The organism is Lachnoanaerobaculum sanguinis, from assembly GCF_033242365.1.
Classification (GTDB): domain Bacteria; phylum Bacillota; class Clostridia; order Lachnospirales; family Lachnospiraceae; genus Lachnoanaerobaculum; species Lachnoanaerobaculum sanguinis.
Window position 1 is genome coordinate 23,807 of record NZ_BTHK01000001.1, and the last position, 15,027, is coordinate 38,833.

At 33.0% G+C, this 15,027-nt stretch carries 14 protein-coding genes; 6 read left to right on the forward strand and 8 right to left on the reverse strand.

Going from position 1 to position 15,027, the window contains the following annotated elements; genetic code table 11:
- Genes cbiB through SBH76_RS00130 form a run of 5 tightly spaced genes read left to right on the forward strand, consistent with a single transcriptional unit; the run spans position 1 to position 4,973 of the window.
- Complete coding sequence (gene cbiB, locus SBH76_RS00110) at positions 1-1,023, forward strand: adenosylcobinamide-phosphate synthase CbiB (RefSeq protein ID WP_317976342.1); 1,023 nt, start codon at positions 1-3, stop codon at positions 1,021-1,023.
- A complete protein-coding gene (cobM, locus tag SBH76_RS00115; RefSeq protein WP_317976343.1) occupies positions 1,008-1,769 on the forward strand; it encodes a precorrin-4 C(11)-methyltransferase in 762 nt (253 codons plus the stop codon). Before cbiB ends, cobM begins: the two co-directional genes overlap by 16 nt.
- Complete coding sequence (locus SBH76_RS00120; protein ID WP_317976344.1) at positions 1,756-2,787, forward strand: pyridoxal phosphate-dependent aminotransferase; 1,032 nt, start codon at positions 1,756-1,758, stop codon at positions 2,785-2,787. Before cobM ends, SBH76_RS00120 begins: the two co-directional genes overlap by 14 nt.
- A 5-nt stretch (positions 2,788-2,792) precedes the next feature.
- A complete protein-coding gene (locus SBH76_RS00125; protein ID WP_317976345.1) occupies positions 2,793-4,298 on the forward strand; it encodes a cobyric acid synthase in 1,506 nt (501 codons plus the stop codon).
- 18 nt (positions 4,299-4,316) lie between these two features.
- Complete coding sequence (locus SBH76_RS00130) at positions 4,317-4,973, forward strand: precorrin-8X methylmutase (RefSeq protein WP_317976346.1); 657 nt, start codon at positions 4,317-4,319, stop codon at positions 4,971-4,973.
- Positions 4,974-6,074: 1,101 nt separating this feature from the next.
- On the opposite strand, the gene SBH76_RS00135 is transcribed toward SBH76_RS00130, so the two are convergent.
- The 8 genes from SBH76_RS00135 to SBH76_RS00170 all read right to left on the reverse strand — a co-directional run bounded on the left by SBH76_RS00135 (position 6,075) and on the right by SBH76_RS00170 (position 12,859).
- The gene (locus tag SBH76_RS00135) at positions 6,075-6,251 is read right to left on the reverse strand and encodes a DUF4250 domain-containing protein (RefSeq protein ID WP_317976492.1); all 177 of its coding nucleotides are present in this window, start codon (positions 6,249-6,251) and stop codon (positions 6,075-6,077) included.
- A 1-nt stretch (position 6,252) separates the two neighbouring features.
- Positions 6,253-6,981 carry a YebC/PmpR family DNA-binding transcriptional regulator gene (locus tag SBH76_RS00140; RefSeq protein WP_317976347.1) on the reverse strand — a complete coding sequence of 243 codons (729 nt, stop codon included), beginning with the start codon at positions 6,979-6,981 and terminating at the stop codon, positions 6,253-6,255.
- 46 nt (positions 6,982-7,027) lie between these two features.
- A complete protein-coding gene (locus SBH76_RS00145) occupies positions 7,028-8,428 on the reverse strand; it encodes an MATE family efflux transporter (RefSeq protein WP_317976348.1) in 1,401 nt (466 codons plus the stop codon).
- Positions 8,406-9,698, reverse strand: coding sequence for a hemolysin family protein (locus tag SBH76_RS00150; protein WP_317976493.1), 1,293 nt, complete (start codon positions 9,696-9,698; stop codon positions 8,406-8,408). The genes SBH76_RS00145 and SBH76_RS00150 overlap by 23 nt, the downstream gene beginning before the upstream one ends.
- Positions 9,699-9,780: 82 nt before the next feature.
- The gene (gene alr, locus SBH76_RS00155) at positions 9,781-10,959 is read right to left on the reverse strand and encodes an alanine racemase (RefSeq protein WP_317976350.1); all 1,179 of its coding nucleotides are present in this window, start codon (positions 10,957-10,959) and stop codon (positions 9,781-9,783) included.
- Positions 10,946-11,824 carry an NAD(P)H-hydrate dehydratase gene (locus SBH76_RS00160; RefSeq protein ID WP_317976351.1) on the reverse strand — a complete coding sequence of 293 codons (879 nt, stop codon included), beginning with the start codon at positions 11,822-11,824 and terminating at the stop codon, positions 10,946-10,948. The genes alr and SBH76_RS00160 overlap by 14 nt, the downstream gene beginning before the upstream one ends.
- A 17-nt stretch (positions 11,825-11,841) precedes the next feature.
- Positions 11,842-12,210: a holo-ACP synthase gene (gene acpS, locus SBH76_RS00165; protein ID WP_034214985.1), complete on the reverse strand. Its 369-nt coding sequence runs from the start codon at positions 12,208-12,210 to the stop codon at positions 11,842-11,844.
- A complete protein-coding gene (locus tag SBH76_RS00170) occupies positions 12,203-12,859 on the reverse strand; it encodes a redox-sensing transcriptional repressor Rex (protein ID WP_317976352.1) in 657 nt (218 codons plus the stop codon). The genes acpS and SBH76_RS00170 overlap by 8 nt, the downstream gene beginning before the upstream one ends.
- A 239-nt stretch (positions 12,860-13,098) precedes the next feature.
- Here SBH76_RS00170 and abc-f point away from each other — a divergent pair, with 239 nt between their 5' ends.
- Positions 13,099-15,027, forward strand: coding sequence for a ribosomal protection-like ABC-F family protein (abc-f, locus tag SBH76_RS00175; RefSeq protein ID WP_317976353.1), 1,929 nt, complete (start codon positions 13,099-13,101; stop codon positions 15,025-15,027).

Here is a 15,027-nt window from a genome sequence, read left to right on the forward strand (position 1 = left end):
ATGATTCATTATTTGGCATTTATTTCCGGATTTATCTTGGATTTCTTTATTAGAGATTTTCATAATTTACCGCATTTAGTTAGATTTATGGGAAACAGTATTTCCGGTCTTGAAAAACTTTTCAGAAAAATATTTAAAACAAAAACCGGACTATTGTTTGCCGGATTTCTTATTGTGTTTTTAAATATATTATTTTGGGGTTTTCTCGTATATTTTATTGATATATTTATATACAAAATAAATTTCTATTTAGGTTTTATTGTGGAATGCTTTTTATTCTTTCAGATTTTTGCTAAAGCCTCATTAAGATATGAGAGTATGAAAGTATGTCATTCCATAAAATCAGGCGATATAGATGAGGCTAGGAGATCACTATCTATGATAGTGGGAAGGGATACAGACCGTCTTGATTTTGAACAGATAACAAAGGCTGTTATAGAAACTGTGGCTGAAAATATGTCTGACGGAATTGTAGCGCCATGGTTTTACGCCACATTGGGTGCTATAATTGCAATATTCTTTGATAGAAATCTTTCATGGCTTATTTTAGCCCTACCTGTTATATACAAGGCTGTAAATACAATGGATTCTATGATAGGCTATAAGGATGAAAAATATTTTTATATAGGTAAAGTGGCGGCAAAGCTTGATGATGTGGTTAATTTCTTACCTGCAAGATTTTCCGCTATTACTCTTCTTTTCATTATTTTTATTGTATCAATTGTTAAAAACAATTTTAACATGTTTAAGAACTCCGGTCAGGCGTTTTTTAAATACAGATATATTCACTCCAGTCCTAATGCCGGACAAACGGAGAGTGTAATTGCAGGTTTTTTAAATACAAAACTGCTCGGTGATGCATATTATTTTGGTAAGTTGGTAAAAAAAAGAAGTATCGGAGACGGAAATAATACTGTAAATGCTGATGATATTGTAAAAGTGAATAATATTACATATTTATCTTATATAGTTTTACTCATAATAAATTTGATAATTGGAGGAGTAGCATGCTTTATTTTATAGGTGCAGGAGCCGGAGATCCTGAGCTTTTGACAATTAAAGGAAAGAGAATTATAGACAATTCGGATGTTATTATTTATACGGGTTCTCTTGTAAATAAAGAGTTGTTTAAAGATATTAAAACCGAAGCAAAGCTCGTAAATTCAGCATCACTTAGTTTGGATGAGGTGCTTGATATAATATTTGATTCAAATGAAAAGGGACTTAGTATAGCCAGGGTTCATACAGGTGACCCTGCCATGTACGGTGCTATCAGAGAGCAAATGGTAGCTCTTGATAAAAAGGGTATAGAATACGAGGTTGTGCCGGGTGTAAGCTCGGTGTTTGCAGGTGCAGCCGCTTTAAAGCGTGAATTTACCCTCCCCGGTGTTACACAGACAATGATTCTTACAAGAATGGCCGGGAGAACTCCGGTTCCTGAGGCTGAGAGTATTGAAAATCTTGCAAAGATACAGGCAAGTATGGCTATATTCTTAAGTATTGCAAGTATTGAGGAATTGGCAAATAAACTTATGACTTCTTATCCTAAGGATACCCCTGCGGCAGTAGTATATAAGGCCAGCTGGCCCGATCAAAAGATTATAATGTCTACTCTGGAAAATATTGCAGGAGAGGTTAAGAATGCTGATATAAATAAAACAGCTCTTGTATATGTCGGCAGATTTTTAGCTGATGAATTTGAGCTCAGTAAACTCTATGACAAGCATTTCAGCCATGAATATAGAGAGGCCAAAGATGCACGGAGGTAGACTTTTAGAATTCTCCAAAAGCGGAAAGAAATATATAGATTTTTCTGCAAGTATAAATCCTTATGGTATAGATCCTAATTTAAAAGATATTTTAAAGGAATCTATAGATATTTTAGTACATTATCCGAATCAAGATTACAGTGAAATAAAGGCTTTGATAAGCCGGAAGCATGATGTAAGTGAAGAGTGTATCTATCTTGGAAACGGTGCTAACAGCATTATTTTCAGGCTATTCAGTATATTTGATAAAAAATTAAATATATGTATACCTGCACCAAGTTTTGAAACCTATAGACTTGCTGCAGAATCTGTGTCAGCAAATATAGTTTATTATGATATGAACGGATTTAAGATAACAAACGAAATATTTGATATATTATCAGACAATATTGATATTTTAGTATTAACAAATCCAAATAATCCAACCGGATATCTGATAGAGGAGGAACTGTTACAAAGATTACTTGAGTATTGTAAAACTGAAAATATATTTGTCTTACTTGATGAATGTTTTTTGGAATTTGTTGAAGACGGTGAAAAGTATTCGCAGATATCCAATCTTTCAAAATATACCAATTTGGCAATACTTAGATCTCTGACCAAATTATATGCCTTTCCGGGTCTTAGATTCGGCTATCTTTTGACTGAAAATAAAAAAATAATAGAAAACTTAAACAAACTCACTCCTTCATGGGATATTAATACTTTAGCACTTGAGGCTGCAAAGTTTTCTTTAACACAGGATATGAGTCAGGTTGTTTTAAAAATACAAAAGGAGAAGAGTATATTATTAAAAAATCTTAAATCTGTCGGGATAGAAGTTTTTGATTCTAAAGCAAATTTTCTTCTTTGCAGATACAAAAAAAATCTGTCAAATGCTCTGTTAAATCAAGGAGTTATTGTCAGAGACTGTTCAGACTATAGGGGAATGGATGATACCTATTTTAGAGTTGCTGTAAGGACAAACTCGGACAACATGATATTGTTTGAAAATATTAAAGAACTTATCGAGAGGTAACATATATGACAAAAGTTATAATGGTTCAAGGCACAATGTCAAACTCCGGTAAAAGTTTTCTGGTTGCCGGACTTTGCAGAATGTTAAAAAGAAAAGGTTTTAAAGTAGCACCTTTCAAATCACAGAATATGGCTCTGAATTCTTATATAACGGAAGACGGAATGGAAATGGGCAGAGCACAGGTAATGCAGGCGGAAGCGGCAGGTATCAAACCTTCTGTTGAAATGAATCCTATACTTTTAAAGCCTACTTCAAATACAGGAAGTCAAGTGATTCTAAACGGCAAGGTTCATGCAAATATGGGAGCCTCTGAGTATTACAAAAACAAGAAAAAATTTATACCATATATACTTGAAGCATATAATAAACTTTGTGAATCATATGATATCATAGTTATAGAAGGGGCAGGTTCACCTGCTGAAATAAACTTAAATGAAAATGATATTGTAAATATGGGCTTAGCAAAGCTTGTTGATGCTCCTGTTATTTTGGTTGCCGATATAGACAGAGGTGGTGTATTTGCATCTGTTTACGGTACTGTTGCCTTAATGGATGATGACGCTAAAGCAAGAATAAAGGGTATAGTTATAAATAAATTCAGAGGTGATAAAAATTTACTTACACCGGGATTTGATATGCTGGCAGAGCATTTTAAAAAAATAAATATAGATATTCCGGTATTGGGTGTTATACCAATGAAGAAGATAGATATAGATGATGAAGATTCTTTATCTGAGAGACTGGAAACAAATAATGTAATATTTAATACAAAAAAAATAAATATAGCAATTATAAAGTTACCTCATATTTCAAATTTTACAGACTTCAATCCGCTTAGCAGAAGAAAAGAAATTGTAATGAAATATATCAGCACTCCAAAGGAAATGGAAGATGCGGATCTTGTTATAATCCCAGGTACAAAAAATACCTTGTACGATCTAAGATGGCTAAAAAATATGGGATTTACTCATACTAATCTGTCTAAAAAAAATATTATCGGAATCTGTGGAGGATTCCAAATGCTTGGAAATGAGCTTATAGATGAATACGGTGTAGAAGAAGGGGGCACTGAAGAAGGTTTAAAACTTTTAAACTTCAGCACAATTTTTGCAAAAGAGAAAACAACAAGACAAACTGAAACAGAAATAATAAATACACCTGATTTTATTGATTTATGCAATTCCACTATAAAGGGCTATGAAATTCATATGGGAAGTACAATAGATCCTAAGGAGAATCCTTTTACAAAGTCCGATATTACTGACAATGGCGGTTTTGTAAATAATAATATAATGGGTACCTATATACATGGTATATTTGAAAATGACAATTTTGTAGATGCAATTATTTCCGGTCTAATAAAGAAAACAGGTAAGAAAGTTACAATAGATACAAATATTAATGATTTTGATATCTACAAAGAGTCACAATATGATCTGCTTGCTAATTTAATTGAGGAGTCATTGGATATAAATGCAATACTTAATATACTGGATAAATCAGAAAAGTAAATATAGAAAAGGAGTTTTATGTTAGAAGTAAGACCTGAAGATATAGAAAAGAAAAGTTTTGAAATATTGACATCCCGGATGGATGAAAACAGACTGAAATTTTACTCAGAAGATGAGCTTTTGGTAGTAAAAAGGACAATACATACAACAGCGGATTTTGATTATCAAAATAATGTCATTTTCCAAAACAATGCATTGCAAACAATTAAAGATTGTATACAATCCGGTGCAATGATATTTACAGATACAAATATGGCACTTAGCGGTATCAATAAGCGTATTTTGACCGGTAAATTCGGTATTGAACCTTTATGCTTAATTGCCGACGAAAAGACCATAGAATATGCAAAGAAAAATAATACGACAAGAGCAAATGCGGCTATAGATCTGGCATATAAAATGCACGAAGAAAAAGAAGCTTTGACAGGTAAAAAAATACCGATAGTATTTGCTGTAGGTAATGCACCTACAGCACTTATAAGGATCAATGAACTGTTGGATAAGTATAAGCCTGATTTTATAATTGCGGCACCTGTAGGCTTTGTAAATGTAATAGAAGCAAAAGAACTTGTAAAGCAACGTAATATACCTGCAATAATATGTGACGGAAACAAAGGCGGAAGTAATGTATGCGCAGCAATAATAAATGCTGTATTGTTACAGCTGTCAAAGTAGCGTGCATATAGAGAGTTTAGTGCATTAAACTCTCTATATTTTTATCATATAAACTATTCGTTAAACTTGAGTTTTGCGAATAATTATATCTATATAAATAAAGCTCAAAAGCAATAAATCCCCCTCTTTTAGCTCTGCAATACTCTTTAATATACTATTTTAAGACCTATAATACGCTTTATAGCTTCTTTTTTATCTTTATTTCACTTTATTCTTTATAATATGATTTCATTATTTCGATTATATTATTCTATTAGAGGTTTAAGATAGTCAAATATTTATGCTTAAAGTGATCACGGCTTACATAAAACTATTTTTATTTCATTAACTTATAATAATATCCGGGCATATTTATATGTAATATCATTTATCCAATTATTGATTCCCAAAGTTTTTAGACATGCTTTTTCTCTACTATATTTTCTATTTATGTAATATATTACTGTATTTTCTTGATTTAATATTTTTAAACTATAAATTTAATATTTTTAAATCATTTTAATATCAGATCTACTAAATCCTAATCACTAAATCTTTCTTATAATCACAAAGTAACAGATGTTACAACAATTACATGTCTTTATTGTTACTACTCTCCTGCAATCGACTATGTACTACTGTTAATGAAACCTTATGTGATTTACTATACTCTTCTTTACTATAATTGTTATAGTATATAATACAATTTACAGTTTTAGATACAAACAATATAAGTAAAACTATATACAATAGATAAAATACTTTATGTATTCCTAATTTATATTGTCTTAAAAAATATATTAAAGACAATACAAATATCTCAATTATAACAATACAAAATAAATAAAAAGTCTCAAAGTATTCTCCATCGTTCATTATATTATATTGATCACGAATATATCCCGACCAATAAAATACTATACAACTTATAATAAACATAAACAAATTTAGTATACTACAAAAAAATATAATATCCTTTTTAAAGATTCTTCTTACCTGATAAACTGTCATTCTTATTCTCCTTCAAACAAAAAATAGTATTTAAATAATTAGTAATGACTAACTATTTAAATACTATTTTATAATTATAATATGAGCAATATGAAATATTAACAAATAGAATTATACAAATTGGTTACGCTCTTCGTTATAATGATAATCAATCATTGAAAGCTTTTCTATAATATACTCTTTATCCAAATTATACTCTTTACATAAATCATCCAATGATGAATTATAATCTCTGAGCTTTGTATTTATAAGTGATAATAACATCACCGGATCCTTTGGTAATGTCATATTACTCATCCCAGCTATGATATACATTTTGTACATCATCTTCTGCATCTAAAAGATCCAAGATACGATTCATCTTCTTGATATCTTCTTCATCTGAAAGTGTAACCCAGTTTTGAGGAATCATGGTAACTTCAGCATCAGCCATTGGTACACCAAGCTTTTCAAGTCCTTCTCTTACCGCTGAGAAATTCTCAGAATCTGTAAGTATCTCATAGCTGTCCTCCTCGTCATTGAAGTCCTCAGCACCAAGGTCAAGTGCGGCCATCATAAGCTCATCAGCATCCATATCGCACTCTTCTTTATCTATAAGAATTTGTCCTCTTTTATCAAACATAAATGATACACAGCCTGGTGTCCCTATATTTCCACCACCTTTTGTAAAAGCGGCTCTTACATTTGCTGCAGTTCTGTTTTTATTATCTGTCAATGTCTCAACAATAATTGCAACACCGTTAGGACCATAGCCTTCATAAGTGTTCTGCTCATAGTTTACAGAGTTTACATCACCGGCAGCCTTTTTAATACCTCTTTCAATTGTATCATTTGGTACATTGTTTGCCTTTGCCTTTGCAATAACATCTCTAAGTCTTGAGTTATTGTTCGGGTCAGGTCCGCCCTCTTTTACCGCTACTGCTATCTCTCTTCCGATTACAGTAAATATTTTACCCTTCGCCGCATCATTTTTCTCTTTTTTATGTTTAATATTTGCAAATTTTGAATGTCCTGACATAATATCTCCTTTATTTACTAATCCAAAAAACTATTTTATACTGAAATTAATTTGCTGTCAATTCTATGGCAAGGTTTTTCAACCATTTCCCCTGTTTGTATCTGATGTATCCTACCAATGCTTTATAAACTTCCGATGAAAGTACCATTGCATAAACTATATAAATGGGAAATTTAAAATATAATCCTCCAATAAATGCCATGGGTACACCTATAAGCCAAACTGCAGATAAATCCAAGAACAGACAAGCCAATGTATCTCCTCCACTTCTAAGTATGCCTACGATATTTACAGTTGCAATCGCTTTAAAAGGGAAGAAAAAAGCAAACACCATAAGGCATAACTTTACATTCTCTATCACATTATCGGAAACTTTATAGAGTGATACGAAAGGTATCCTGAATATCATAATAAGTATGGATGCAAAAAGTCCTACTAAAGAAGTTAAAACATAAGAATATGAGCCATATTCTTTAGCTTTTTTAAGATTATTTGCTCCCATCTCATTTCCAAGTATAATTACTGTTGCTATTGCAATTCCCTGGAAAGATACTACCAGCAAATCCTGTAATGCAGTTGAAATGGTTATCGAAGCTATAGCGGCATCTCCCATTCTTCCGTATGCTATAGAAAAAAGTGTGGTGCCTACTCCCCAGAAAAATTCATTGATTATTACAGGTAAAGCCGTTTTTCCAAACTGTGATATCAACTCTTTTGAAAACGGATTTAACTTTGCTACGGAACATATGATAGGTGATTTCTTTATTGATATAAGTATAATTGTCAATAAAAATTCAAATATTCTTGCCGCTACTGTCGCAACAGCCGCACCTACAACTCCAAGTACAGGCATGCCGAATTTACCGAATATCAAAATATAATTCAATATAATATTAACTATAATTGCAAAAATACTTGATATAACCAGTACCTTTACTTCTCCTACTGCACGCATTATAGATACATATATATCGGTTGCAGCAGTAAATGGATATGAAATACATACAACACCCAGATAAGCGACACCTATAGCAATCGCATTATCAGATTCCGTAAATATCATCATCAATTTATCCGGCATAATAAATGCAACAGACGAAAAAATAATACTACCGGTAATTGATAATAACAGTCCGATTCCAAGTACTTTTCTTATGTTTTTTATATCATTGTTCCCCCAGTATTGTGATGCCAATACTCCGGTACCGCTTTCTATTCCGAATATCAACAATATAAAAACAAAGAAATATTTATTTGCCAACCCTACACCTGCAATGGCGGTCTCCCCCAACTTCCCTATCATTACAGTGTCTACAAAATTTACTATCATTTTTAAAAATGTTTGGAACGATACCGGAAGTGCTATATATAATACTCTACTGAGATACTCCCTGTCCTTAAACATATTTAAAGGTAAAAACAATTTATTCTTCGTTAAGCTTTTCATCCTCTTGTAATTCTGTTACTTTAATGGTATTGATCATTCTGTTTGATACATGTAAGGCTTTAAACTCGTAGCCATACATTATTATATCGAATTTCTCATTATCCTCCGGTATCCTGTCAAGTCTTGATATCATAAGACCATTTATAGTATCAAAATTTTCCAACTCCTCTTCATCAAATTTTATATTTAAAATATCTTCTATATCAGACAGTGGAGTCATTCCCTTCATTATAAATGAACCGTCAGGAAGCTCTTTTATAAGCTCCTCATCTTCATCGTATTCATCCATTATATTTCCTACAATCTCTTCAAGTATATCTTCCATAGTAACTATACCTGAGGTCTGTCCATATTCATCCACTACAATTACCATATGATTTTTCTGAGATTGCATATCCTTAAACAATGTAACAAGGTTTTTATTTTCCGGAACAAATGTAATCGGTCTCAAAATATTAGGTATATCCTTGATTGAAGTATTCTGATAATCTGACGTATTTTCACATATAAGCGCATCTTTCATATTTAAAATACCCATTATGCTGTCTATATTATCATCATACACAGGATATCTGGAATTGATACCTGAAGTAAGCATAAAATCAATTACAGTCTGTAAGCTGTCTTCACCGTTTATAAATACAACATTTTTTCTGTGTGTCATAACATCTCTTGCCTGCTTATCATTAAGCTCGAAGATATTTGTGATCATTTCAGCTTCAGAACCTTCAAAGATACCCTGCTCGTGGCCTTCATTTACCATACTCATTATATCTTCTTCACTTACAGTTTCCAGCTGTGCCTTTATATCAAGTCCGAACACCTTCAAAATAACATATGAAATACTGTCAACAATATAAATAACCGGTAAAAAAAGTAAAATCAAAACACTTGAAATGTTCATAAATGTATAAGCACTTTTTTTAGGCGCTTTTCTTGCAAGCTTGTTCGGTATTGATATACCGAACACAACAAAAAATATGCAAAACAGTAATAATACAATCAGTATAGAAAAAAACGTGGATACCGATAAGGGTAAAAAATTTGATAATATTGATTTTATACCGGATGAAAACAACCTGACAAAAAACCATCCGAAAAATATTCCGGAAAGAACATTTATTATATACATGCAGTAAAGTACTTTACCGATATTATCTATGTGATACTTCAGTCTCTCCCCGTTTTTATCCTCGTCAATATCCGAACTGTTCAGCTCATTTATAGCTGAATTAAACGAATGAATCGAAAAATTAATAAATAATACAATTACACAAATTATAATTAATAATGCCGAATGAGCATCGTCCATGAAAAACTCCTACTTATCTTATATCTAAAACTTTTAAGGACTATATCATAGTGTATAGATCTCTTATATAGTCCTTTTTACCAACATATTCACCATTTGAATAGTAAAGTCTCGGTACTCTCTTATTAATACCGCAAATAAATTCATAGGAAAAAGTGTTTGAATCTTTTGTGAGCTCGTCAACAGTTATACTGTATCCATCGCTTTTTCCTAAAATAACTACCGTATCTCCTATATTAACATTTGGAACATTGCTGACATCGACTATTGTCTGATCCATGCATATTCTGCCGATAATATTACATTTTACACCGTTAATCAATACATATCCCTTATTACTCAAATCTCTGGGATATCCGTCTGCATATCCGAAGGAAATTGTAGCAATGTCCATATCTTTTTCAGCTCTAAAAGTGGCGCCGTAGCTTACACATTCACCTGCTTTTATTCTCTTTATATATGTAATTGTTGAGTAAATGCTTAATGCCGGCCTGTAGTCAAAGTCAGTCAAATTCACTTCATTTGAAGGTGCAACACCATACATTGTAATTCCCAAACGCACCATATCAAAGTCTGTACCGATACCGTTTACTATAGCCGCTGAATTTGAAGCATGTACTATAGGAGGTTCTATTCCCATACTCTTTAGTAAATCCAAAAATTGCCTGAATAAGCTCTCCTGTTCTTTTGCAGACGTAAGATCACTTTCATCAGCACTGTGAAAATGTGTGAAAATACCTTCAATCTCAATATTACCCATTTCACTTATTTCTTTTATAATGTTTGCACTCTCTTTTGTAGGCTTAAAACCGATTCTGTTCATACCTGTATCTATTGCGATATGAATAGATATCTTTTTCCCAAGCTCTCCGGCTTCTTCATTTATTTTCTTAGCCTGATCCAGTGTAAAAACCGATTCCCTTATATCAAATACTATTGATTCTTTGTAGCTGTTTCTTGGAATACATGCCAGTATCAAAATAGGATTTGTGATACCATGGTATCTAAGATTAACACCTTCTTCAAGTGTGGCTACGCAGAAAAAGTCCACAATATCTTTTATATATAATGATACGGGAACACTTCCATGTCCATAACCGTCAGCCTTTACAATTGCCGCCAGTTTCATATTCTCTTTTAAAGCTTTTTTTGTAACTTTTAAATTATGCTTTATTGCATCCAGATCAACCTTTGCATAAGCACGTCTATATGAGTCCATTTCTCTTCCTTCTATTAAGCACTTCACCTATATTATCTATAATTTCTCTTGCCAAAATACTGTGCTCTCCATGTTTTTTACCGGCAATACTGCCGGCCATGCCGTGTATGAAAACTCCAAGCGCCACAGCCATATCATCATCTATGCCAAGACAAAACATGCCTGCAATTATACCGCATAGAACATCTCCGCTTCCGGCCTTTGCCATGGCTGCACTTCCGGATTTATTTATAAATGTATCCTCCTTTGCGGCGATAACACTTTGATGAGATTTTAAAACTACTGTAATACCGTATTTATTTGCATATTCCTCGGCATACTTTACGGGATCCGATAATATATCATCTATAGATACATCTATCAATCTTGACATCTCCCCTATATGAGGAGTGATAATGATATTATCTGTATAATACTTTGTAAGTGTAGTATCAGCTGCAATAATATTCAAAGCATCCGCATCAATTATCATAGGAACATAACATTCGGCCAAAACATATTCTACAATGATTTTAGCATAATAATCTGTAGAAAGTCCCGGTCCAAGTACCACTACGCTTGACCAATCAAGACATGACTTAATCTTATTTATAAAGCATTCCTTATTCTCATATGCTTCTCTCTCATCATAAGTTGTTATTATTGCTTCAGGTAAAAGTGTTTGTAAAATTGTACGATTTTTACTTACCGTAAGTATTCTAACCAAACCTGCGCCTGAACGATATGCCGCCATTGCACTCAAAAATGCTGCACCGCTCATTCCGTTACTTCCGGCAATAACCAGAACATGCCCATAGCTGCCTTTATTTGCATTCTTAATTCTTTCAGGTATATATTTTAATGCAGTTTCATCAAGAATTCTCATATCCCCATCTCCACATATTAGTCTGTTTCTATTACTACCATTGCAATTGCCAGTGAGTCGGTATTGCTTATGGATACATGGATTTTATTCTCATCAATTCCTTGTAAATGTCTGTTTGAATTATTACAGATTTTTATAAAAGGCTTTCCAAGTTCATCTCTGAGTACCGCCAAGTCCTTAAGTTCAACACCTCTGAAACCTGTTCCCAATGCTTTTACAAAGGCTTCCTTTGTAGCAAAATTTCCGGCCAGAAAACTGTCTCTGTTTCTGCCTCCGGCCATATCTATTTCACTATCATTGAAAGCCTTCTTTAAAAAAAATTCCTTTTTAATTGCATTTGATATTCTGTCTATTTCGACTATATCAGTGCCGATTCCTCTAATCATACTTCCCTTCAAAAGGAACGGCATCTACATTACTGACTCTATATGACAGCCTCATAAGAGATTCTGAAAGATGCACATTCTCAACAACTACATCATCCGGAACCGATAAATCCGTATGTGCAAAATTCCAGATTGCCTTTATACCGGACTTTATAAGTCTGTCCGCAACTTCCATTGCTCTGGTCTTCGGTATTGTAAGTGCCGCTATCTGTATGTCATTTTCAGATACAAACTTTTCAAGGTTATCAAGAGAATACACTCTTGCACCACGTATGGTTTTTCCGAAAAGATTAGGATCCACATCAAACATTCCCTTAATAAGAAAACCTCTTCTCTCAAAGTTTGCATAATTTGCAATAGCCTGTCCCAAATGACCTGCACCGATTATTATAATATTGTGCTGACGGTCAATTCCTAAAATCTTTGCGATCTCATTATACAGATATCTTACATTATATCCGTATCCCTGCTGTCCGAAACCTCCAAAGTTATTTAAATCCTGTCTGATTTGAGAAGCCGTAACCTTCATTCTCTCACTGAGTTCTTTTGAGGATATTCTTTCAACACCCTCTTCTGAGAGTTCACCTAAGTATCTATAGTATCTTGGCAGTCTTGAAATGACTGCTCTGGATATTTTTCTTTCTTCCATATTTATTCCGTTCCAAATATTAATTTATAAATTATTCTCAGCAATTCCATTTGTTAAGAATTCTACAATTAGTATATTATCTATTAATATAAATGTCAATACAGATATATATGGTGAATATTATATATTTTATTAAGTTTTTGAGCATATAAAGGCTTCATTTGTATCATGAATTGTCTTGCATTTAAGCATGTATTTAAGCTATACTTATGTGGATTATATGACTAAGGAGGCAAATTTTGATTTTAAATGCTACAAATATCTCAAAGTCTTTCGGAAGCAATGAGATAATAAAAGATGCAAATTTTTTAGTCAATGAACATGAAAAAGTTGCCATTGTCGGTGTAAACGGTGCCGGAAAAACCACACTGCTAAAAATACTTACAGGTGAGGAACATGCCGACAGCGGTAATGTTATACTTGCAAAGGATGCAAAACTCGGATACTTAAGACAGATAAATAATGTAGATTCCACATTAAGTATTATAGATGAGCTATATACAGTTATAGAGCATATCCTTAATATGGAAAAAAGAATGTTAGAGATGCAGGAACAGATGCAACATCTTTCAGGCGAGGCACTTGAAGAGTTATATTCTTCATATACCGCTCTTACTCACAGTTATGAGCTGATGGACGGATATGCCGCAAAGAGTAAAGTCATCGGTATTTTAAAAGGACTTGGATTCGATGAAAATGATTTTGACAGAAAGATAAATACATTATCAGGAGGTCAAAAAACAAGAGTATTCCTTGCAAAACTGCTTTTGGAAGAACCTGATATTATTTTACTTGACGAGCCGACAAACCATTTGGATCTTCGCAGTATCGAATGGCTTGAATCCTATCTGCTAAACTATAAGGGTGCAGTAATTATAGTTTCACATGACAGATATTTTCTTGATAAGATAGTAAGTAAGGTTATAGATATAGAAAACGCCGAAGTCCAAATGTATTCCGGAAACTATTCAGACTTCTCCGCAAAAAAGCAGATGCTTTTAGATGCCAAAATGAAGGAATATTTGAATCAGCAACAGGAAATAAAACATCAGGAAGCTGTTATTACAAAGCTTAAGCAATTTAACAGAGAAAAGTCGATAAAACGAGCCGAGAGCCGACAAAAACAGCTTGAAAAGATTGAAAGAGTCGAAGCTCCAAAAACTCATATAGAAAATATGAGACTCTCTTTGGATATTTCAAAAGAAAGCGGTAAGGATGTGCTTACAGTACATGATTTGTCAAAGAGTTTTGATGAAAAGCATCTCTTTTCAAATATAAATTTTGAAATAAAAAGAGGGGAAAGAGTCGCTATTATAGGTGATAACGGTACAGGAAAGACTACCCTACTAAAGATTATAAACGGACTTTTAACTCCTGATACCGGTGAAGTAATCTACGGGTCAAATGTTTCCATTGCGTACTATGATCAGGAACACCAGGTACTTCATATGGACAAGACTTTGTTTGATGAGATTTCAGATACTTACCCTGAGATGAACAATACTCAAATAAGAAACATACTTGCAGCTTTTCTTTTCACAGGTGAGGATGTGTATAAAAAGATCGGTGATCTTTCAGGTGGAGAAAGAGGCAGAGTATCTTTGGTTAAACTTATGTTATCAAAAGCAAATTTCCTGCTTTTGGATGAGCCTACAAACCATTTGGATATTCTAAGTAAGGATGTACTTGAAAGTGCCTTAAACAGTTTCCCTGGTACTATTTGCTATGTATCACATGACAGATACTTTATCAATAAGACCGCAACAAGGATTCTTGATCTTACAGGAAACAGATTACTTAACTATATAGGAAATTATGATTACTATATTGAAAAAAGAGAGGCGGTAGAAGGTGCAGCCAATCTTTCAAATAATAATATAGAAGAAAAACCTACAGAAATCTCAGACTCAAAGCAGGAATGGATTGAAAATAAGACTGCACAGGCTCAAAAAAAGAAAGTAACAAATGCCTTGAACAAATGTGAAAAGGAAATAGAAAAACTTGAAGAAAAACTCGCTCTTATCGATGAGGAATTTGCCAATCCTGAGATTTCCTCAAATGTTGGTAAGCTTATGGAACTGCAAAAAGAAAAAACAGCTCTGGAAGAAAAGCTTGAAAAGCTTATGAACGAGTGGGAAGAACTGACTTTAAGTTTGGAGGAAAATTAA